The sequence below is a fragment of the Synechococcus sp. W65.1 genome (genome assembly GCF_047461615.1).
Lineage (GTDB): Bacteria > Cyanobacteriota > Cyanobacteriia > Thermostichales > Thermostichaceae > Thermostichus.
On record NZ_JANSHI010000002.1, the window covers coordinates 100382 to 120532 of the forward strand.

16 protein-coding genes and 1 pseudogene are annotated in these 20151 nt (G+C 60.6%); 11 read left to right on the top strand and 6 right to left on the bottom strand.

The window, feature by feature from the left end; genetic code table 11:
* Positions 1-826, top strand: a pseudogene (locus NW806_RS01815) (hypothetical protein); the annotation flags it as partial.
* 94 nt (positions 827-920) lie between these two features.
* Positions 921-1592 carry a DUF1614 domain-containing protein gene (locus NW806_RS01820; RefSeq protein ID WP_414409790.1) on the top strand — a complete coding sequence of 224 codons (672 nt, stop codon included), beginning with the start codon at positions 921-923 and terminating at the stop codon, positions 1590-1592.
* On the opposite strand, the gene NW806_RS01825 is transcribed toward NW806_RS01820, so the two are convergent.
* On the bottom strand, positions 1589-3709 hold the full coding sequence (locus NW806_RS01825) for a caspase family protein (protein WP_414409791.1): 2121 nt from the start codon (positions 3707-3709) through the stop codon (positions 1589-1591). The genes NW806_RS01820 and NW806_RS01825 overlap by 4 nt on opposite strands.
* Before the next feature lie 174 nt (positions 3710-3883).
* On the opposite strand from NW806_RS01825, the gene NW806_RS01830 reads away from it, so the two are divergent.
* Positions 3884-5806 (top strand): ABC1 kinase family protein, encoded by a 1923-nt coding sequence (locus NW806_RS01830; protein WP_414409792.1) that lies wholly within the window; start codon positions 3884-3886, stop codon positions 5804-5806.
* Between the two features lie 23 nt (positions 5807-5829).
* On the opposite strand, the gene NW806_RS01835 is transcribed toward NW806_RS01830, so the two are convergent.
* Positions 5830-6201, bottom strand: coding sequence for a hypothetical protein (locus tag NW806_RS01835; RefSeq protein WP_414409793.1), 372 nt, complete (start codon positions 6199-6201; stop codon positions 5830-5832).
* Positions 6202-6678: 477 nt separating this feature from the next.
* Positions 6679-7218 carry a hypothetical protein gene (locus NW806_RS01840; protein WP_414409794.1) on the bottom strand — a complete coding sequence of 180 codons (540 nt, stop codon included), beginning with the start codon at positions 7216-7218 and terminating at the stop codon, positions 6679-6681.
* A gap of 166 nt (positions 7219-7384) precedes the next feature.
* Between NW806_RS01840 and NW806_RS01845 the strand changes: the two genes are divergently transcribed.
* The 3 genes from NW806_RS01845 to NW806_RS01855 all read left to right on the top strand — a co-directional run bounded on the left by NW806_RS01845 (position 7385) and on the right by NW806_RS01855 (position 11131).
* Entirely contained in the window at positions 7385-7639 is a 255-nt protein-coding gene (locus NW806_RS01845; protein ID WP_414409795.1) for a DUF751 family protein, read from the top strand.
* 124 nt (positions 7640-7763) lie between these two features.
* Positions 7764-9263, top strand: a complete 1500-nt coding sequence (locus NW806_RS01850) for a site-2 protease family protein (RefSeq protein ID WP_414409796.1) — start codon at positions 7764-7766, stop codon at positions 9261-9263.
* 44 nt (positions 9264-9307) lie between these two features.
* The gene (locus NW806_RS01855; RefSeq protein ID WP_414409797.1) at positions 9308-11131 is read left to right on the top strand and encodes an aspartate kinase; all 1824 of its coding nucleotides are present in this window, start codon (positions 9308-9310) and stop codon (positions 11129-11131) included.
* Here NW806_RS01855 and psbA read toward each other — a convergent pair.
* Together psbA and carB are read right to left on the bottom strand one after the other, a co-directional pair.
* Complete coding sequence (gene psbA / locus NW806_RS01860) at positions 11128-12186, bottom strand: photosystem II q(b) protein (protein ID WP_414409798.1); 1059 nt, start codon at positions 12184-12186, stop codon at positions 11128-11130. The genes NW806_RS01855 and psbA overlap by 4 nt on opposite strands.
* Before the next feature lie 326 nt (positions 12187-12512).
* Positions 12513-15734, bottom strand: coding sequence for a carbamoyl-phosphate synthase large subunit (gene carB, locus NW806_RS01865; RefSeq protein ID WP_414409799.1), 3222 nt, complete (start codon positions 15732-15734; stop codon positions 12513-12515).
* Positions 15735-15866: 132 nt separating this feature from the next.
* On the opposite strand from carB, the gene purN reads away from it, so the two are divergent.
* The 4 genes from purN to trpD are packed head-to-tail and all read left to right on the top strand — an operon-like array spanning position 15867 to position 18370.
* On the top strand, positions 15867-16517 hold the full coding sequence (purN, locus tag NW806_RS01870) for a phosphoribosylglycinamide formyltransferase (protein ID WP_414409800.1): 651 nt from the start codon (positions 15867-15869) through the stop codon (positions 16515-16517).
* Between the two features lie 12 nt (positions 16518-16529).
* On the top strand, positions 16530-16688 hold the full coding sequence (locus NW806_RS01875) for a hypothetical protein (RefSeq protein ID WP_414409801.1): 159 nt from the start codon (positions 16530-16532) through the stop codon (positions 16686-16688).
* 24 nt (positions 16689-16712) lie between these two features.
* Positions 16713-17303, top strand: a complete 591-nt coding sequence (locus NW806_RS01880) for a hypothetical protein (RefSeq protein ID WP_414409802.1) — start codon at positions 16713-16715, stop codon at positions 17301-17303.
* 35 nt (positions 17304-17338) lie between these two features.
* Positions 17339-18370 (top strand): anthranilate phosphoribosyltransferase, encoded by a 1032-nt coding sequence (trpD, locus tag NW806_RS01885; RefSeq protein WP_414394836.1) that lies wholly within the window; start codon positions 17339-17341, stop codon positions 18368-18370.
* Here trpD and NW806_RS01890 read toward each other — a convergent pair.
* The gene (locus NW806_RS01890; RefSeq protein ID WP_414394834.1) at positions 18367-18993 is read right to left on the bottom strand and encodes a nitroreductase family protein; all 627 of its coding nucleotides are present in this window, start codon (positions 18991-18993) and stop codon (positions 18367-18369) included. The two genes, trpD and NW806_RS01890, sit on opposite strands and share 4 nt — an antisense overlap.
* A 203-nt stretch (positions 18994-19196) precedes the next feature.
* Here NW806_RS01890 and dapA point away from each other — a divergent pair, with 203 nt between their 5' ends.
* Positions 19197-20117 carry a 4-hydroxy-tetrahydrodipicolinate synthase gene (gene dapA, locus NW806_RS01895; RefSeq protein ID WP_414409862.1) on the top strand — a complete coding sequence of 307 codons (921 nt, stop codon included), beginning with the start codon at positions 19197-19199 and terminating at the stop codon, positions 20115-20117.
* Positions 20118-20151 lie beyond the last annotated feature (34 nt).

Here is a 20151-nt window from a genome sequence, read left to right on the forward strand (position 1 = left end):
AATTGGGAGTGCGGTAGCCGCGGAAGTTGCCCAACGTCACGGCAGTCGGGCTCGAGCTTTGAGAAGCCAGATTGAGGGGCTCTCTCGGCAGATTGAGGAGCTCTCCCGGCAAATAGAAGAAAAGGAGCAGCAGCTACGTAGCTATGAAAATCAACTGAATGAGCTCCGAACCCAGCTCCAACAGCGGGAAGAGAAGCTCCAGAGACTTGAGACTGATCTAGCAGAGTATCAGAAGCTCCTAGAACAGCTCGAAACTGAGCGGCAAGAATGGCGGCAGAATGCCATGAACTTGTCTGAGCAAGTTCAGAAACAAGAGCAGCAGCTACAAGGTCAGCAAGCGGAACTGGATCATCTGCGGGCACAGCTTCGGCGGAGAATTGAGGATCTCGCGCAAGCCGACACTAATACTATAGTCTTAGCAAGAAGCGAAAGGGATTTTTATCGAGAAGAAGCCAAGAGTTTTATCTTAGAGATCTTGAGTAGAGCAGCCGATCAGGTGCATAAGGGAAGTAGAGTCCAGCATATACTCCAAGACCTAATTCAGAATAACCATGCAAACGAAGGTAAGAGTTATCGTCAAAGGCTTAGGGAAGATATAAATCATTTGTTCAGAGACTACCGCAAATGGTGCGATAATAGTTATGAAGCAGAGTTGCATAAGCTTGGTTTTGAGGTTGTTTCAGAGAAAAATTATGTTGTGATTAGATTTCACGGGGATAACCGCTATCAAATTTCCCTAGCTAAGACTCCTAGCGATCAGCGTGCTGGTTACGAGATTGCTCAAAATATTCGCAATAAAATCTTCGGTCTAACAGAGCCTACTTGAGGCTTACTTGTGAAAGGTGGGGATCTTTTTTTCTGGCCAAGGTTGGGGAAGTCAGCTTGGGCCCTGATAGGATAGGGGAAAGGGAATCTCCGCCATGTTCTACCTGCCAGTCTCACTGTTGTTGTTTTTAATGCTTCTACTGCTATTGCCCTTCCTCTGGCTGGGGCTAGCAGTGGATGTGGTAGCGCTGGCGGCAGGGAAGTTGGGCTTTTCCCGAGATGGGGCCCTGTTGCTGCTGCTGGCTATCCTGGTGGGCAGCTCGGTCAATATTCCCCTCTACCGCGTCAGGTGCGAGGTAACTCTGGTGGAAGACCTGGCCAGCCTGTGGATGCGGCAATTTTGGGGGATCCCGTTGGCCAAGCTCTCTCAGGAGACGGTGGTTGCCCTGAACGTGGGCGGGGGCCTGATCCCGCTGCTCTTGGCCCTGTATCAATTTGGCCGGGCCAATGGGCTGTTGATCCTAGCCGTAGCGGCGCTGGTAACTTTGGTTAGCTACTACGCTTCCCACGTAGTGCCCGGGATCGGCATTCAGATGAATCCCCTGGTGGCTCCGGCTACAGCGGCTTTGGCCGCTCTGTTCTGGGCTGGAGATCAGGCGCCGGCGGTGGCTTTTGCCGGAGGGGTTTTGGGCACGGTGATTGGAGCGGATCTGCTGCACCTACCAGAGGTGTTGCGGCGCAGTTGCTCAGGCATCCTCAGCATTGGCGGGGCTGGGGTTTTCGATGGTATTGCTCTCTGTGGCCTATTTGCTCTACTGCTGAGCTAAACCAAGAGATAAGTAAGGGAAAGCGTGACCGATTGAGCCGGATCCAGCCAACGCAAGTCAGGGGCTCCCTCCTCAGCGCGGTAAGTCAACTCCTCGAAAAGGATTTGCGTCCACTCCAGCGGCTTGCTCAGCAACATCGGCGAACGGGTTACCCCCTGCTGGCGGGCCATGGCCTTGAGGGCCTCCAGGCTAGCAGAGAGGGGACGGGTGCTGGCCACAAACAGTAACTCGGTCAGTCCTTGGGCGTGGCAGGTGAGCAAATCGGGGTTGACGACGGGGCGCGGCTCACGGACGGCCATCTCAGGCGGGGGTGGTATGGTCAGACTGCCCTTAGCCTCTAGGCACAGCGGCAGGGCAAGGTTGTCCTGGGGCACCGGAGCCAGCAGCTGCAGTTGCCCGCTGGAATCAACCATCAACAGATAGCCGAACAGATCCTGCTCGCCCTCGTTGCGCAGCGTGAGATAGAGAGGATCCCCGCGCAGGAAGCGGGGCATGCCCAGCTCAGCAGGAGCAGAGGCCCCTTGAGGAGGCCGCACTGCCCACGAGGGGGTTTTACCTCGGGTGGACAGTTCCCCCACCACCCCCAGCGACGAGACGGCAGCGTTGAGGGTGGTCCGCAGGCGCTTGGCCGCCAGCAGATGGGCCAGACGGGAGGCCAGCCGCTGCACTGCCGTAGTTGCCGCTTCGCCCGCTGGGCCACAGGAATTGAGAAGCAGCTCTCGCCCCGGCCAAAAGAGGCTGTAGCTGCCGACCTCCAAGGACTTGGGCAGAGCGTCCCCTTGAAAGGCAGCAGCCATCTCTGGGGTGATGCGGCCCAGCAGGCAATCCACCTGGCGCTCGCGTGGGTTGGCCGTCTCCATCCAGCTATAGCCGGCGATGGCGTTGGTTAGATCCACTCTTTCAACACGGCCCAGGCTGTCTTCTAACCCCACCAAGAGCTTGAGGCTGCTCGAGAGAGCGCGCAACTGCTCTCGCACCAGCGTGCCTACGGGGGGAAACTGATCTTCCCCGCCGACCGCTTGGACCTGCGCCAACAGCCCACTGCGGGAACGAATCAGGAGTGGTGTTGCTGGAGCAGCAGGATCAGCAACAAAGGGAGCCAGAAGGGTGCCCGGCTGTAGACTACCCAGGACTGCCGCTGGGATCCCCCCTAGCCACACCTGAGCACGGCTCCCCCTCACCTCCTGGATGACTCCGCTAGCCGCTGTCTGGGAGGGAGTGAGGAAGTAGGGGGGGACTTGTCGAGCTATTTCTTTGCCCTCCAGGGTAGGGTGCTGACAAGAAAAGAGGCCCAGCTCCCGCCGACTGACCACCTGGTTGAAAGCAATCAGCAGGCGGGCAGGGGGCGTGGTCTCCCACAGGTACTGGGTCAGCAGGTAGGTGAGCACTCCTGCATGAAATCCCGGCCAAGCAGCTTCCGCTGCCAAGTCTTGGGGAGTGGTGGCAGCAATCAACAAGCCTTTGGGCCGAGGGGGCCAAACTTGCTGCCCTTCTGCAGAGGATGGCTGACCGGGGTCCAGCACCTTGGAGGCTGCTGGCGGGACAGGTGGGCGGGAGCGCAGTTGGAGGTTGCCTCGTAGGGCAGGTGGGATGTGGGTAAAGCCGCAATCGAGTATGGTTGTGACCTGGGCCGTGCCCAAGTTTTGCACAAGCTGGAAAAAGCGCTCCAGCTCCATGGCCGCCAGGCTTTCGGAGCCCGACAACAGCAAAGCCGGCTGCCACTGATCCAGGGCCGATCCCGCCCGCCACTGGCCGTAGCCACTAAACTGCACGACCACGATTTCCGCCGGCTGACTTGGGCCCCCCAAGTGCTCGGCAAAGGCCGCTTGGACTGCGCTTGGCGTAGCCGCTCCATCCGTGAGGGCGAGAATGCCTGCCGGTTCAACGCCAAAGCGGTACAGCAGCAGCTCCCGTTGCAGCTCTACGTCGGTTACACAGCCCTGCAGCGGGGATCCCTCGCCAGGGTAGCGGTTAATGCCAATGAGAAGAGCCAACTTGCGGGAGGTGGCTGCTAGAGCTTGTCCATAGCGCCTAGCCTGCCTGGTTAGCCAGCCGGGAGACAAACCAAGGCCAGCAGCAGCTAGGAGTAGTTTTTGGAGAAAAGACCGCCTTTCCATGCTGACCTGGTGGGCTGCCCCGCGGGCTTAGCGGCTAACCCATCGGCTTAAACTTTGTGCCCAGTCTGTGCCTATTTCAGGATATCTTTGTCCGCCCCAGATCAACCTCCCAGCCCACAAGCCGCTTGCCAACCCAGCAAGTTAAGATGTGTTACGAGATCCGTCGGGACTTCTATGGGCGCAACACTGTCGACAGCGGCCGCAGCCCAGCCAGCGGTGGCAGAGCAGCCTTGGCCTGGATCGGGGCAGCAGCCCTTGCAGCCGGCTCTGCGTTATGACCCAGAGGAGTTGGCTAGGCAATATCGGGGGCGCTGGGATCTGGTGCTGGGGCGTCTTTTTCAGTTGATTGCCCCCTTTTTGGGGCTGTTGATCTGGGTCTTGTGGGATCGCTGGCGGGGGGTAGAGCTGAAGAACCGACGCAAGCATGCGGCGCGGCTGCGGGAGATCCTCACGGAATTGGGGCCGACAGCCATCAAAATTGGCCAGGCCCTCTCCACCCGTCCCGACCTGGTCTCGCCCCTTTTTCTGGAAGAGCTGGCCAAGCTGCAGGATGAGCTGCCCCCCTTCGACAATGCCACTGCCTTTGCCCTCATCGAGGCGCAAATCGGCCAGCCAATAGAGCAGATCTTTCGCGAGATCGGCCCGGAACCGGTTGCCGCGGCCAGCCTGGGGCAGGTTTACCAGGCGTATCTGCACACGGGAGAGAAAGTTGCCGTCAAGGTGCAGCGGCCCGATTTGATCGGGCGCATTTCCCTGGACATGTACATCATCCGCAGCCTAGCCGCCTGGGCCAAGCGCACCTTCCGCCGCATCCGCAGCGACTTGGTGGGCATTGTCGATGAATTTGCGGGGCGGCTGTACGAAGAGATGGACTACACCCAGGAAGGCCGCAACGCCGAGCGCTTTCTAGAGCTGTACCGCCACCCCTCCATCTACGCTCCCAAAATCTATTGGGAGTACACCCGCACCAAGGTGCTGACAATGGAGTGGATCGACGGCATCAAGCTGACCCAGCTTGACAAAATCGCCGCTGCCGGGCTAAACGGGCAGCACCTCATCGAGATCGGGGTCAACTGCTCTCTGAAGCAGCTCTTGGAGCACGGCTTTTTCCATGCCGATCCCCATCCGGGCAACCTCTTGGCTATGTACGACGGGCGGCTGGCCTACATCGACTTTGGGATGATGAGCACCATCCAGCCGCACCAGCGCTACGGCCTCATCAAGGCAATTGTCCACTTGGTAAACCGGGATTTTGCCGCCTTGGCCCAGGACTACGTGGATCTGGAGTTCCTAGATCCCGACACCGATCTCACCCCCATCATCCCCGCCTTGGAGGACGTCTTCGCCGAGGCCCTAGGCAAGCCCGTGGCCGAGCTGAATTTCAAAAGCATTACCGATCGCCTCTCGGGGGTGATGTACAACTTTCCCTTTCGCGTACCTGCCTACTACGCTCTGATCATCCGCTCACTGCTCACCCTAGAGGGGATCGCCATCGGTCTGGATCCCAACTTCAAGGTCTTGAGCGTAGCCTATCCCTATGTGGCCCAGCGGCTCCTAACTGATCCCGCTCCAGAGCTGCGCGAAGCTCTGCGAGAGCTGCTGTTTAGCCAGGGGCAATTTCGCTGGAACCGCTTGGAAAATCTGCTGCGCAATGCCGTCAACAGCGAAGACTTTGACTTGCAGGGATCCCTAGAAAAAGCCGTTGATTTCCTCTTTTCGGAGCGGGGAGCCTTCCTGCGAGAGCAGCTGGTGGATATCCTCTTTTCCAACTCAGGCAACGGATCTGCAGATGGCCTAACCCATCTGCAACGTCTGTGGTCAATTCTCAGCAGCAACCCCGCCTTTCAGCCGCTGCAGCTTTTGCCTCTAGTGGCCAAGGTAGCCGCCAAACCAGAAGCTCAACAGCTGGGGCGGCAGTTGGCCTCCCGCTGGCTGCAACGCCTGGCAGCCCGTCTGATCCGGGAGCTGCTGCTTGCAGAGGAGGAGAAGGAGCCTAGGTCACCCGCTTCCCTCAATGGGCGCCCCGGGAATAGCGGGCAAGCTGGGAAAATTCAAACCGCCCAGGCTTCCCCAGCCCAACCCGCTAGCGCAGTCTAGGTTTGCTGCCTCAGCTTCTTCTACTAGGCGTTCTCGTTTTTGGAACTGGGGGTGTTGAGAGCCAGCATCATCCACTCGGAGAATTCATCGCGGCGGAAGACCTGGGGGCAGGAACGCGGGCCAAAACGCAGTAAGCTAGGCATGCCGTGCTCTTTGAGGCGGGCTCGCAGCCAGGTGCCAACGCCTGTCTTGCCATCGTTGGGCATTTCGGTTTGAAAGTCACTGTACATCAGCAACAATTGACTGCGCGACTGGAGCACCGCATTCTCTTGGATCAACTTGGGCAGGGAGAGGTTAGCGTCCAAATTGCTTGCTTTGGTTGACTCTCGACGACGGCTGCGGGAACGGGATTTAGCGCTTTCGCGGTTCTTACGAGCTTTCGGTTCAATGGCCATAGAATCTCCTAGACGACTAAGGAACTCCCAAAAGGGACAAAAACCAGAACTCGCAGGCTGAGGAGAGAGCCCGCTGAGGAAGGTGGCTCGAGGGGTACAGTTCTGGGGCACTCACTGAGAAGTAGGGAAACACGCTCTCAGTCCAGCCAAAGAAAAGCTGCGCCAGCCTGCCGCCAAAGCTCAAGATCCCTTGCCTGCCACGGCAATCTCTAGCGCCTTGAGTTCCGGGCCACACATCCAAGACTTGTCTTCGTCTTGCCGGAGGAAGCTTGGCTTGGCTACCCCGGTTTGTAGGGTAGGGAAGTCCGGATGCTACTCTTAATATGACTTAAAACCCGGGCAGGTGAACACTCCCCATTGATCCAGAGGCTGCATAGCGCCTGCGGCTTATAACTTCCCAGGAAGCTGAGCCCTCACGGCAGCGCCGCCTGGCCTAAAGCTGGGGCTTGCGCCGCCTTTTGCCAGTCAGGAGCGGGCTCAGGTTTGCAGGCTTTGTCGGCCGTTGCGGATCACCCGCAGCGACTCCAGTAGCCGCATCTCCAGATCCTGCAAAACCTGATCCACGTAGCGGTGGGCCTCCCGCTGGAGACGCTCTGACTCCTGGAGGGTCTGTCGCCACACCTCCTCGCTCTGTTGGTAGGTTTGCCGCAACAACTGTTCCGCCTGAGCTTGGGCCTGGCGGAGGATGGTGGATTCGCTCACAAGCTGCTCGGCCCGGCGCTGGGCCATGGCCACGATCTCTTGGGCGTAGCGATGGGCCTCAGCCAAGATTTGATCCCGCTGGCGCAGCACTTCCTCAGCTTCCTCTAGAGCGGTGGGCAGGTTAAGGCGGATGAAGTCCAACTGCTCTAGGATCTTCTCTTCGTCGATGAGAGTGCGCGACCAGAACAAACGAGGACTGCTGAGAATCGCTGCCTCCAGTTGATCCAGGGCCTCCTGAACGCGCATCAACGCCAGGGTCTGATCCCTGGGCAGATCACTGGCGCGATTGAAGGCATCAGAGGGCAATTCTTGCATCAGTCTGGAAAGGGGGTGGCTGTGCTGGGCAAAGCAGGCAGGATAACGCCTACCATATTAGGTTCTCGCAGTCTTGAACCTGGGTGTTCCCACCCTTCCAGAGGCGGGGGACAGAGACCGCTATCTGTGGCAGACTGAGGGAAAGTTGTTGGGTTGCCCTCTGCTTATGCCCCAGCCGCAGCCTCCTCGCCGACTCGAAGATCAATTTGTGGAGAACGTCTCCCGCTACCCCACCTACTTCGTTACCGTCTTGCTGGGGGGAATTTGGGCTGGCCTACAGCCGTTTGTAAACCTGTACCGCAAAAGCGCAACGGCAGCAGCTCTAGTAACTGTGGGATCCCTAGCTCTGCTGTTGTTTATCTATTTCACCCTGCGGGCGATGACAGGGCACACGCTTCTGCCAGCGTGGATGTGGCGTTGAGAGTAAGAGAGCAGCTTACGAGCAAGCCAAGAGAAGTTTAGCTCCTGAGGGATCGCTGCTGCCGGCTCTAGCAAGCCGATCGGGTTTGCCGCTAGCTTGGTAAAGGTGTTTTCCTATTGAGCTCATGGCAGATTGGATCCTGTTGGCACTGGTGGGCTCGACAACCTACCTGCTGCTACAAAAAAGCGTGGCCCGCCTCTCAAAGGTGCCCTGGCGGATCCTGTGGCTAGTGATGATGATCCCCCCCCTGCTTTGGGTGCTGGGGCGGCAGGTGTTTCAGTATGAAATGCCCCCTTTGCTAATGTTGGGGCTGTTTTTGGCTTCCTATTTTACCAGCATGACTTTGGCGCGTCGGGGGCGCCTCCAACCTCCACCAGCAGGCTCTCAGGCTGGAGTGGAAAACACCCCGGCCGAGCGGGATCCGGAGACAGAGGAAGGCGAGGAGGAAGGTGCTGCAGCTGCTCCCATCTCCATCTCGGAGGTGTCGCGGGAAAAGCTCAACCGCTGCTTTCCTTGGAACGTTTTCTATCTGCAAAGCGTGGAATACCGTCCTCAGGCCATCATCTGCCGCGGCAATTTGCGGGCGGATCCCACGGAAGCCTACGAGCAGGTACAGCGGAATGTGGAAACCACGTTTGGCAAACGCTTTCTGGTGGTGCTGCAGGAGGGGTTTGCCGGCAAGCCTTTTTTTGCCCTGGTGCCCAACCCGGCGGCGCGGCGCTCCCTAACCCGTCAGAAGGAGTGGCCTCTGCTGGCGTTGGGGCTGCTGCTGTTTACCTTTTGGACGACCCTAACTGCCGGCGCCCAAGCTTCTGGAGTCAGCCCTGACCGGTTGCTGCATCTACCCTCTCTGCTCAAAGGGTTACCTTATGCAGTGGGGATCTTGGCCATTCTGGGATCCCATGAAGGGATCCGCTACTGGGTGGCCCGCCGCCACGGCATCAAAACCTCGCTCCCCTATTTCATCCCGGTGCCTTTTGTGTTGGGAACCTTCGGGGCTTTCATCGAGCTGAAAGAGCCGGTGCCCAACCGCAAGGTGCTGTTTGACATCGCCGTTGCCGGGCCGCTGGCGGGCAGCCTGGTGGCGTTGACCATGTTGCTGGTGGGGCTGGTCTTTTCGACACCTGGGGAGCCTCCGGCAGAGCCAGAGGGGCAGCCGACCCCGATTAGCTTCCATCGCATTGACCCGCGCCTCTCGGTGCTGCTGGCCATTCTGGCGCGCCTGGTGCTGGGGGATCAGTTGCAGCCGGGGCAGGTGATCGATCTGCACCCCCTGGCCTTTGCCGGCTGGCTGGGTCTAGTGGTGGTTGCCTTTAACCTGGTGCCGGTGGGCCAACTGGATGGGGGCCACATTGTCCACGCCATCTATGGCCAGCAGATGGGGGCCAATGTGGGGCGAGTGACTCGCTGGCTGGTGCTGCTGCTGGCTTTGACGGTGCAGCCCTGGCTGTTATTGTGGGCGCTGCTTTTGTTTGTGATCACCAGTGCCGACGAGCCAGCCCTCAACGATGTCACCGAGCTGGATGAGGGCCGGGAGCTGCTGGGGCTGGCAATGTTGAGCTGGCTTGTGCTGATCCTGCTGCCGGTGCCACCCTTTTTGCAAAGCTGGCTTGGCCTGGCCTAGTTCGGGATAGGATCCAAACCACGTCAACCAGCTCAGCCCTGGCTATGCAAGCGGGTTTAATTGTCCAAAAGTACGGCGGCACCTCCGTCGGCTCCATCGAGCGCATCCAGGCCGTAGCCCAGCGGGTAGCCCACACGGTGGAGCAGGGGAAGCGGGTGGTGGTGGTGGTCTCGGCAATGGGAGAAGAAACGGATCGCCTGGTGGAACTGGGGGAACAGATCCTCCAGGGATCCCCGACCACGCCGGCCCAGTGGCGGGAGTGGGACATGCTCCTGTCTACGGGTGAGCAGGTCAGCATTGCCCTGCTGGCGTTGGCGCTGCAGCGCTTGGGCTACCCTGCCCTCTCCCTGACGGCGGCCCAGGTGGGCATCGTCACCACCCGGGATCACGGGCGGGCCCGCATTCTGCACATCCACACCGACCGCCTCTGGCAACACCTAGAGCGGGGAGAGGTGGTGGTGGTGGCCGGCTTTCAGGGCATCACCAGCCTAACTGAGCTGGAGATCACCACCCTGGGGCGAGGGGGATCGGACACCACGGCGGTGGCCTTGGCAGTGGCCCTGGGAGCCGAGCTGTGTGAGATCTACACCGATGTGCCCGGGATCTTTACTGCCGATCCGCGCAAGGTGCCCGAGGCCAGGTTGTTGCCAGAGATTACCGCCGACGAGATGCTGGAGCTAGCCAGCCTAGGAGCGCAGGTACTGCACCCCCGCTCGGTAGAAATTGCTCGCAACTACGGCGTCAAGCTGCGGGTGCGCTCTAGCCTGGAGCCGCTGCAAGCCGGATCAGAAGGCACCCTCATTGTCTCTCCCCCTGCTCGCGTCCGCTCCCCTGATAGCAGCATTGAGCTAGGGCGGGCAGTGGATACCGTGGAGCTGGATGGGGAGCAGGCCAAGTTGGTGTTGGTGGGAGTGCCGGATCGCCCGGGCATTGCTGCTCAACTGTTCCAGGAGATTGCTGCAGCGGGGATCAATGTCGACTTAATTCTACAGTCGCTCCACCTCAGTGCGGTGGAGGGATCCCCTACCAACGACATTGCCTTCACCGTCAGCCGTGCCCAGGCGGCTCAGGCAGCAGCCGTGGCCCGCAAGGTTGGCCAGGAGCTGGGGTGTAGGGAAGTCCTCGTCGATGAGGCGGTAGCCAAGGTCAGCATTGCCGGGGTGGGGATGATGGGCCGCCCGGGCATTGCCGCCGAGATGTTTCGCGTGCTGGCGGAAGCGGGGATCAACTTGCAGATGATCTCCATGTCGGAGATCAAGGTCAGCTGCGTGGTGGCAGCCGAGCGGGCTGGGGAGGCCGCCCTGGCGCTGGGGGAAGCGTTTCAGGTGATTCCCCAGTTGCATCGAGTCAAGGCAGCGCCTTGCGGGGATCCCCTTCTGCGCCACCACCCGGTGCGGGGCGTTGCCCTGGATCTGAAGCAGTCGCGGCTAGGCCTGCGCAAGGTGCCGGATCGGCCGGGGACGGCTGCCCATCTGTTTGGGCGCTTGGCGGATGCTGGCGTTATCGTCGACACCATCATCCAGAGCCAGCGGAGCTACCACAACGGCCTTCCCAGTAACGACATTGCCTTTACCGTGCCTCAGGATCAGGCCAGGGCGGCTGAGGCCGTGTGCTGTCAGGTGGCCGAGGAGCTGCAGGCAGCTGGGGTTGAAACCGACCACGACATTGCCAAAGTCAGCATCGTCGGCGCCGGCATGGAAACGTATCCCGGCGTGGCGGCGCGCTTTTTTGCTGCCTTGGCCGACGCCGGGATCAACATTGAGATGATCGGCACCTCAGAGATTAAGGTAAGCTGCGTGGTGCGACGAGAGCAGGGGATCCAGGCTCTCCAAGCTGTCCACCGTGCCTTTGAACTCGACCGGCCCTAGTCTGTTTTGGCCGCCAGCAACAGGGGGAAGTGGTGGGCATTGGGGGCGTGCATGGCCTGGATCCCCAAGTTGGCGCGGTTGAGGAGATCGGCGTAGGTGGGGATGAACCGGCCCTGGCTGTCCAGGATGGACTGGTTGAAGTTAAAGCCATTGAGGTTAAAGGCCATTAGGCCGATGCCGATTGCCGCCGCCCAGATCCCCAAGGTAGGCAGGGCCGCCATCCAGAAGTGGACAGAGCGGCTGTTGCGCCAGCCAAGGCTGGAGATCCCCAGCCTCCCCAAGAAGGCATAGTGGCCGGCCAGGAAGTTGTAGGTGACCTCCTGCTGGCCAAAGCGGTAGCCGGCATTGGCTGACTCCTCTTCTGAAGTCTCCCGGATCAGGCTAGAGGTTACCAGGGAGCCGTGGAGAGAAGCCAGCAGGGCGCCGCCAAACACCCCCGCCACTGCCAGCTGGTGCAGCGGGTGCATGAGGATGTTGTGTTCCGCCTGGAAGGCAAGCATGAAGTGGAAGGTGCCGGCAATCCCTAGCGGCAGCCCCTCTGAGAAGCTGCCCTGGCCGATGGGATAGACCAGGAGCACCGCTGTAGCGGCAGCCGCCGGCGCAGAAAAGGCCACTGCAGTCCAGGGGCGCATGCCCAGCCGGTAGCTCAGCTCCCACTGCCGGCCCAGGTAGCACCACACCCCGATGAGGAAGTGAAACACGATGAGCTGGTAGGGGCCGCCGTTGTAGAGCCACTCCTCCAAAGAGGCAGCTTCCCAGATGGGATAGAAGTGTAAGGCGATGGCGGCTGAGGTGGGCACCACCGCCGCAGAAATGAGGTTGTTGCCCCCCAGTAGGGAGCCAATCACCGGCTCGCGGATCCCGTCCACGTCCACCGGTGGCGCAGCGATGAAGGCAATCACAAAACAAAAGGTTGCCGCCAACAAGGTCGGGATCATCAATACGCCAAACCAGCCGATGTAAAGCCGATTTTCGGTGCTAGTGATCCATTGACAAAAACTTTCCCAGCTCCAGAGCCGTCGTGCGGCAGCGGAGCGCCGAACAACCACACTCATAGGCCAACTCCTAGAAAATTTGAAGAGAGCTTTCTTCCACTTGCGCTTGGCAGAGTGACCTCAGGAAATGACTCAGCCTTGTCCTGGGGATCCTTCTCCTTCCACGCTAGACAGTCTCAAGAAAACTGCCAAGGATACCTAACGTTTGCAGCCAAAATGTGAAATAAATTGATTTATCGATACAAAAAGGTAGCTTAGTATTGCAGTTTATATTCCACCCCTTTTCCCAGGCCTCAAGAGCCAGTTTTTGCAGTCGAGAACTTCAGGATTTCTTAAGGTGGGGGTCTTAAGGATTTCTTCAGAAAAGCAACCCCGGCAGGCTCCTATCACCCAATTTCGGCGTGAAACTCCTGCAGGGACTTCACCCCTAGGGATCCCGACTGCAGAGCGCGGATGGCGGCGGCGGTAGCCCTGGCTCCAGCCAGAGTAGTGACCAAAGGGATCTTGTAGGCCAGGGCGGTGCGGCGGATCTTCCGTGCATCCTGTTGGGCTTCACCGCCAGAAGGGGTGTTGACGATAAGCTGAATCTGGCCGTTCTTGATGGCGTCGATGACGTGGGGCCGGCCCTCGTGCAGCTTGAGCACCTTCTCGACGGGGATCCCGTGCTCGGCCAAAGCTTTTTGGGTTCCGGCAGTGGCCAGCAGGCGAAAGCCTAGCCTGACCAACTCCTGGGCCACTGGGATCACCGCCTGCTTGTCGCGGTCGTTGACGCTGATGAACACGGTGCCCCCTAGGGGCAGGTTTTGGCCAGCAGCCAGTTGCGCTTTGGCAAAGGCGCGGCCAAAGTCGGTGTCAATGCCCATCACCTCCCCAGTAGAGCGCATCTCCGGCCCCAGCAGCGTGTCGGTGCCGGGGAACTTGTGAAACGGCAGCACCACTTCCTTAACAGCCACGTAGGGCGGGATCACCTCCTGGGTAAAGCCCAGCTCTGCCAGGGTTTTGCCGCTCATCACCTGGGCAGCGTAGGCGGCCAGGGGGTGGCCAATGGCTTTGCTGACAAACGGCACGGTGCGGGAAGCGCGCGGGTTGGCTTCCAGAACGTAAACCTGCTCCTTCTGGACGGCGTATTGGACGTTAATGAGCCCCACCACCTTGAGAGCTTGGGCCAACTTCACCGTCCAGTCGCGGATCACCTGCAGCACAGCAGGGCTGAGAGTGCGGCTGGGCAAGACACAGGCGGAGTCGCCCGAGTGGATCCCGGCCTGCTCAATGTGCTCCAGGATGCCGCCGATGGTTACAGCCCCGGTGTGGTCGGCGATGGCGTCCACATCTACCTCCACGGCATCCTCCAAGAACTGATCCACCAGCACGGGACGGTTGGGATCCACCGCCACCGCTAGCTGCATGTAGCGCCGCAGATCTTGATCCGAATAGACAATCTCCATGGCCCGCCCCCCCAGCACATAGCTGGGCCGTACCACCACGGGGTAGCCAATGCGCCGGGCAATCTCCAGGCTCTCCTCCACGCTGCGGGCAAGGCCGTGGGCTGGCTGGCGGATCCCCAATTCCTCGAGCAGGCGCCCAAACTGGCCGCGATCTTCGGCTATGTCGATGGAGTCAGGAGCAGTACCCCAGATAGGCGCTTGGGCTGCGGCTAGCCCCTGGGCCAGCTTCAGGGGGGTCTGGCCGCCAAACTGCAGGATTAGACCTAGCGGCTGCTCGGCCTCGACGAGGTTCATCACCTCTTCGTAGGTCAGGGGCTCAAAGTAGAGGCGATCAGCGGTGTCGTAGTCGGTGGAAACGGTCTCGGGGTTGGAGTTGACCATGATGGTCTCATACCCAAGGCGTCTGAGGGCAAAGACGGCATGACAGCAGCAGTAGTCGAACTCAATCCCCTGGCCGATGCGGTTGGGACCGCCCCCCAGGATCATCACCTTTGGCTTGGCGGTGGGGAAGGTCTCAGATTCGCTCTCGTAGGTGGAGTACTGGTAAGGGGTGGCCGCCTCGAACTCGGCAGCGCAGGTGTCCACGGTTTTGTAGGTGGGGATCACCCCCAGGGCCTTGCGGCGATCCCGCACCTGGGCTTCCGCGGAGCCGGTCAGGTGGGCAATTTGTCGGTCGCTAAAGCCCATTTGCTTGAGATGGCGCAGGTCTTCGGCCGTTAGGGATCCCAACTCCCGCCCTTTAAGGGCTTGCTCCACCTCCACCAACTCCTGCAGCTTGTCGATAAACCAGGGATCGATGTGGGTAAGCTGGGCAATTTCCTGGACCGAGAAACCCATGAGCAGGGCGGTGCGGATGGTCAACAGGCGGAAGGGGTTGGGGGTGCGCAGGTTGGCCCGCACTTCCTCTGGCGTTGGGAAGACTTCCGGCCTGTCGCTGCCAAAGCCAGGGCGGTCGATCTCCAAAGACCGCAATGCCTTCTGGATGGACTCCTGGAAGGTGCGGCCAATGGCCATCACCTCCCCCACCGACTTCATCTGGGTTGTCAAAACGGGCTCCGCCCCAGGAAACTTTTCAAAGGCAAAGCGGGGGATTTTGGTGACGACATAGTCAATGGTGGGCTCAAAGCTGGCAGGGGTTTTGCGGGTAATGTCATTGGGAAGCTCCGGCAGCGTGTAGCCCACAGCCAGCTTGGCGGCAATCTTGGCAATGGGAAAGCCGGTGGCCTTGCTGGCCAAAGCAGAAGAGCGGGAGACCCGCGGGTTCATCTCGATAACCCGCACTTCGCCATTGGCGGGGTTGACGGCAAACTGCACGTTGGATCCCCCCGTTTCCACCCCAATCTCGCGCATGATGGCGATGGCGTAGTCGCGCAGCCGCTGGTACTCCTTGTCGGTGAGGGTCTGCGCCGGGGCCACGGTGATGGAGTCGCCGGTGTGGACCCCCATGGGGTCGATGTTTTCAATCGAGCAGATGATGACCACGTTGTCCGCCAGATCCCGCATCACCTCCAGCTCGAACTCCTTCCAGCCGATGATCGACTCCTCCACCAGGATCTGGGAGATTGGGCTGGCCTCTAGGCCGGCGGTGCAGATTTCCTCCAACTCCTCCTGGTTGTAGGCCACGCCGCCACCTGTACCTCCCAAGGTGTAGGCGGGACGGATGATGAGGGGGTAGCCAATTTCTTGAGCAATCTGTTTGGCTTCTTCTAGGCTGCGGGCCAACCCTGAGCGGGGGACGGCCAGGCCAATTCGCTGCATCGCCTGCTTAAACAGCTCCCGGTCTTCAGCTTTTTCAATGGCCTCACGCTTGGCCCCAATTAGCTCCACCCCGTACTGGTCCAGGATCCCGCGCCGGGCTAGCTCCATCGCTACATTGAGAGCTGTCTGTCCCCCCATGGTGGGAAGGAGGGCATCAGGGCGCTCCCGCTCGATGATCTGGGCCACAAAGTCTGCCGTCACCGGCTCGATGTAGACGCGATCCGCCATAGTGGGATCCGTCATGATGGTGGCCGGGTTGGAGTTGACCAGGATGACCTCGTAGCCCTCCTCTCGCAGGGCTTTGCAGGCTTGGGTGCCCGAGTAGTCGAACTCGCAGGCTTGGCCAATAACAATAGGCCCCGCTCCAATGATCAAGATCTTGTGAATGTCGGTACGGCGCGGCATGGGATCCCTAGGGTGGCAAGGTCAGCCTTCTATTTTAAGAGGCGGGTTTAAGAGGCGGGCCCAGCTTGGGCGGTAAGATGGTGTACCTTGGGCAAGGGGCCTCAGAAAGGGTTGCTGTTGGAAAGCCTTGAGATGAACTTGCCCAGCCTCCTCTGGCCCGATCCTGGTGAGATCCCAGCTCCTCCTCGGCCCGGGATCCTGGGTGTTTTGGCTTCCGGCAACGGCAGCAATTTTGAGGCCATTGCCCAGGCCATCGAGGCCGGCGAGCTGCCAGCCCACATCGCTGTTGTGATCACCAACAATCCTGAGGCCTATGTGCGGCAGCGGGCGGAGCGCCGAGGGATCCCCTGTGTCCTCCTTAACCACCGCGACTATCCCAGCCGGGAGGCGCTAGATGCCGCCATCGTGGAGGTGCTGCAACAGCATCAGGTGGAGTGGGTAATCATGGCCGGCTGGATGCGCTTGGTGACTCAGGTGTTGCTGTCTGCCTATCCGGAGCGGGTTTTAAACCTTCACCCCAGTCTCTTGCCCAGCTTCAAGGGCCTACGGGCTGTGGAGCAGGCGCTGGCGTGCGGCGTAAAAATCGCCGGCTGCACCGTCCACCGGGTTACGTTGGAAATGGACAGCGGCCCCATCGTGGCCCAGGCGGCGGTGCCGGTCCTGCCGGAAGATACCGTGGAGTCGCTCTACCGGCGCATCCAGGCCCAGGAACATCGCCTCTATCCTCTGGCCATCCGCCTCTGCTTGGCCGAGGGATCCCTCTCCCAGAAGCCTCCCTCCTAGGAGGCGCACCCCATGGCCGAGATCTCACCCCTTCTTGTTTTCGATAGCTCCGCAATTCTGGCCGGGCGACCGGCTCGGTGGCAGGAATGGGCCCGCTTCGGGGTGTGTGTGCTGCCCCAGGCGGCGCTGGCTGAGCTGGAGCGCCTGGCTCGAGAAGCCATTGAGCCTTAGGAAGAGTCGACAGCGCGCGCCTTTTTGCGCCACCAGCCCAGCTTGGGGTTTGCCGTCTCAGCAGCCCGCGCCTGGGTCGAGGAGGTCAACGCCAGCGGCCACTCCCTAAAAGCTCGCCTGGAGCAGGCCATTGCCGAGTGCGCCTACGCCCTGGCCCAGCAGCAGCCAGGATCCCTAGTGGTGGTGAGCAACGATCGGCCCTTGGTAGGGCGGATCCAGGAACTGAGGGTCTCCAACCTCTGCGCCATCTCTCTAGCCGAGCTCAACCGCTGGGTACGCCAGCAGCAGCGACCTCAGGCAGTGGCCAGGGCTTTGGGACGGCTGCCGCGGCCTCCCCTTCCCGCCACGCCGCTCTCTTCTCGCCTTTCGGCTCCGCCTTCGGACCGACCACCTTCTCCAGTCGGCCAGGGATCCCGGGGATCTCCGCTTGGCTTGACCCCAGCAGGGGTACAAAAGGCCCTGGCGCTGGTGTGGGTCTTGGCCTTTTTCTCGGCAGCGGGCTTGTTGGCCTGGCGCTGGTTAGATCCCAAGGGGAGCGAAGGGCTCTGGCGGCAGCTGCCTCTGTCCCGGATCCCTTGGCTGCGGGATCGCAGCAGCCCAAACAGGGCATACTAGGGTGAAGGCTTTCTCGAGACTCGTCCCTAGTAGCCATGACGGCAACGGCTGACCTTTGGCCCCAGCTTCTAGGCCAACTGCTGGAGCGGCAATCCCTTAGCGAGGCCCAGGCAGAAGAGTTGATGAATGGCTGGCTCACCAACCAAGTGCCGGAGGTGGTGTCGGGGGCAATCCTAGCAGCTCTCCAAGCCAAGGGGGTGAGCGCCAGCGAGCTGGCCGGCATGGCGCGGGTGCTGCAACGGGCTTCTCTGGGATCGCCGCTGGACCTGCCCCTCTTGGTGGATACCTGCGGCACCGGCGGGGACGGGGCTGGCACTTTCAACATTTCCACCGCCGTGGCCTTTGTGGTCAGCGCTGCCGGGATCCCGGTGGCAAAACACGGCAACCGTTCGGCCTCTGGCAAGGTGGGCTCGGCAGACGTACTGGAGGCCCTGGGGGTGAACCTCAACGCCAAGCCAGAGCAGGTACGAGCCGCGGTTACCGAAGTGGGCATCACCTTTCTCTTTGCCCCCCACTGGCACCCAGCTATGCGGGCGGTAGCTCCCTACCGACGGGCTCTCAAGGTGCGCACCGTTTTCAACCTGCTGGGGCCCCTGGTCAATCCTTTCTACCCCAACCGGCAGGTTATCGGGGTTTACGCGCCGGAGCTGGTGCCGGTGGTGGCCGAGGCCCTGCGCCTGCTGGGGCGGGAAGAAGCCATCGTACTCCACAGCCGGGAAGGCCTTGACGAAGCTGGCCTCGCTCAGCCCACGGATCTGGGCGTTCTCTCCCAGGGATCCCTACACCTAGAGGTCTTGAACCCGCGGGATTACGATCTCACGGCCGCACCCGTCCAGGCTCTCCAGGGAGGGGACTTGACAGAAAATGCTGCCATCCTCACCCGTGTCCTCCAGGGAGGCGGCGATCTTGCCCAGCGGGATGTGGTGGCCCTCAATGCAGCGCTGGCGCTTCAGGTGGCGGGAGCTGTGGCTGACTTGAGAGCTGGAATTGACCGAGCGCGGGAGATCCTTGCCAGCGGCGCCGCCTGGGATCGCCTGCAAAAGTTGGTCAACTTTCTGGCTTCCTAAAACTCCCGCCCTCGCCCAAAAGCCAGCACCTCGTCTACCCCTAGGCGGGGCTTGCGCGGCAGGTTGCCCGGTGCAGGGTAGCCCACCGCCAGCAGCATCACCGGCACGTAGCGGTCGGCAATGCCGAACTCCCGCTTTACCCCTTCTGGGTCAAAGCCAATCATCGGCCCGCTTGCCAAGCCCTTTGCCTGCGCCGCCAGCATCAAAGCCATGGCTGCCAGGGCCCCGGAGCGAATCGCCTCATCCCGCGCCAAAGTGGGGTTGTTGGCGTAGGTGGCTTGGGCCATGTTCACCCAGCTTTCCGCCCCTTCCGGGGATAGGAGGCCCGCAGCGACGGCTCTTTGGACAATTTCAGGCAGCTTCTCATACCCCCGCAGATCCCCTAGGACGATGAACACCACTGCCGCGTCCGCCACCTTCTGTTGGTTGTAGGCCAGGGCTTTGAGGCGCTCTTTGTCTGCAGGATCGGTGACGGCTACGAACCGCCAGTGCTGGATGTTAAAGGAGGAGGGAGCTTCCGTAGCATAGGCAACCAGCTCCTGGATCTCCGCCTCCGACAGGCGGCGGCTGGGATCAAACTTGTCGGCGGAGATCCGCTCTTTGAGGGCAGCTAGGACGTCCATGGGGATCCTCGAGAAGAGCTGCTACCAGAAAACCGAGGACAAAATCGCCTTCTCTCAGCTTATCCAGCCTAGGGCCTCAGCAAGATCCCTCTCCCGAAGGCAGGTATGATAAAGGGATGATTGGAGCTGGATGCCCCCAGCCCCTTTGGGGAACCTCGAAGTAGCCAATAGCAAGCGGTGTGGTTGAGGGGGAGAGGCAAGCGGTGGACTTCGGGCGCGTGCTGACGGCAATGGTGACTCCCTTTACGCCTGAGGGGGAGATCAACTACGAAGAAGCCGCTCGCTTGGCCGATTACTTGGTAACCCACGGCAGCGATGGCTTGGTGGTCTGCGGCACCACTGGCGAGTCTCCCACCCTGAGCTGGCAAGAAGAGTACGAGCTGTTTCGGGTGGTGCGAGATGCCGTGGCTGGCCGAGCCAAGGTTATCGCTGGCACGGGCTCCAACTCCACCCGCGAGGCCATCGAAGCCACCAAAAAAGCGGCTCAGTTGGGCCTGGATGGCTCTCTCCAAGTGGTGCCCTACTACAACAAGCCCACCCAGGCGGGGCTCTACGAGCACTTCAAGGCCATTGCCCAAGCCAGCGACTTGCCCATCATGCTCTACAACATCCCCAGCCGCACGGGGGTAAGCCTACAGCCGGAAACGGTGGCGCAATTGGCGGAGATGGAGACGATTGTCGCCATCAAGGAAGCTAGTGGTATCATGGACGTAGTCTCTGAAATTCGGCGGCTTACCCCCTCCCGCTTTAGCATCTACTCAGGAGATGACTCGCTGACCTTGCCGATTTTGTCTTTGGGGGGGAGAGGAGTAGTCAGCGTAGCTAGCCATTTGGTTGGGCTACAGCTTCAGGAGTTGATCCAGAGCTACCACGGAGGACAGCCCGAACAAGCCCTGGCTCACCATCTCTGCCTGCTTCCGCTGTTTAAGGTTTTGTTCATCGAGACCAACCCCGTTCCTATCAAGGCGGCGCTAGAGATGCAGGGTTGGCAAGTAGGTCGGGTGCGCCCTCCGCTAGCGCCTCTGCAGGCCAGCTCTCTACAGGTTTTGCGACAAGTGCTGCAAGGGATGGGACTACTGGATGGGGCCCAGGGATCCGAACAAAAAGCAGCAAAAGCTTCATGACTCTGTCTAACTAGGGGGCTTTCGGAGGGGTCTT

Coding starts and splice junctions, on each gene's coding strand:
- NW806_RS01820 (WP_414409790.1), top strand. CDS start 921: ATGTTCTACCTGCCAGTCTCACTGTTGTTGTTTTTAATGCTTCTACTG.
- NW806_RS01825 (WP_414409791.1), bottom strand. CDS start 3,709: ATGGAAAGGCGGTCTTTTCTCCAAAAACTACTCCTAGCTGCTGCTGGC.
- NW806_RS01830 (WP_414409792.1), top strand. CDS start 3,884: ATGGGCGCAACACTGTCGACAGCGGCCGCAGCCCAGCCAGCGGTGGCA.
- NW806_RS01835 (WP_414409793.1), bottom strand. CDS start 6,201: ATGGCCATTGAACCGAAAGCTCGTAAGAACCGCGAAAGCGCTAAATCC.
- NW806_RS01840 (WP_414409794.1), bottom strand. CDS start 7,218: ATGCAAGAATTGCCCTCTGATGCCTTCAATCGCGCCAGTGATCTGCCC.
- NW806_RS01845 (WP_414409795.1), top strand. CDS start 7,385: ATGCCCCAGCCGCAGCCTCCTCGCCGACTCGAAGATCAATTTGTGGAG.
- NW806_RS01850 (WP_414409796.1), top strand. CDS start 7,764: ATGGCAGATTGGATCCTGTTGGCACTGGTGGGCTCGACAACCTACCTG.
- NW806_RS01855 (WP_414409797.1), top strand. CDS start 9,308: ATGCAAGCGGGTTTAATTGTCCAAAAGTACGGCGGCACCTCCGTCGGC.
- psbA (WP_414409798.1), bottom strand. CDS start 12,186: ATGAGTGTGGTTGTTCGGCGCTCCGCTGCCGCACGACGGCTCTGGAGC.
- carB (WP_414409799.1), bottom strand. CDS start 15,734: ATGCCGCGCCGTACCGACATTCACAAGATCTTGATCATTGGAGCGGGG.
- purN (WP_414409800.1), top strand. CDS start 15,867: ATGAACTTGCCCAGCCTCCTCTGGCCCGATCCTGGTGAGATCCCAGCT.
- NW806_RS01875 (WP_414409801.1), top strand. CDS start 16,530: ATGGCCGAGATCTCACCCCTTCTTGTTTTCGATAGCTCCGCAATTCTG.
- trpD (WP_414394836.1), top strand. CDS start 17,339: ATGACGGCAACGGCTGACCTTTGGCCCCAGCTTCTAGGCCAACTGCTG.
- NW806_RS01890 (WP_414394834.1), bottom strand. CDS start 18,993: ATGGACGTCCTAGCTGCCCTCAAAGAGCGGATCTCCGCCGACAAGTTT.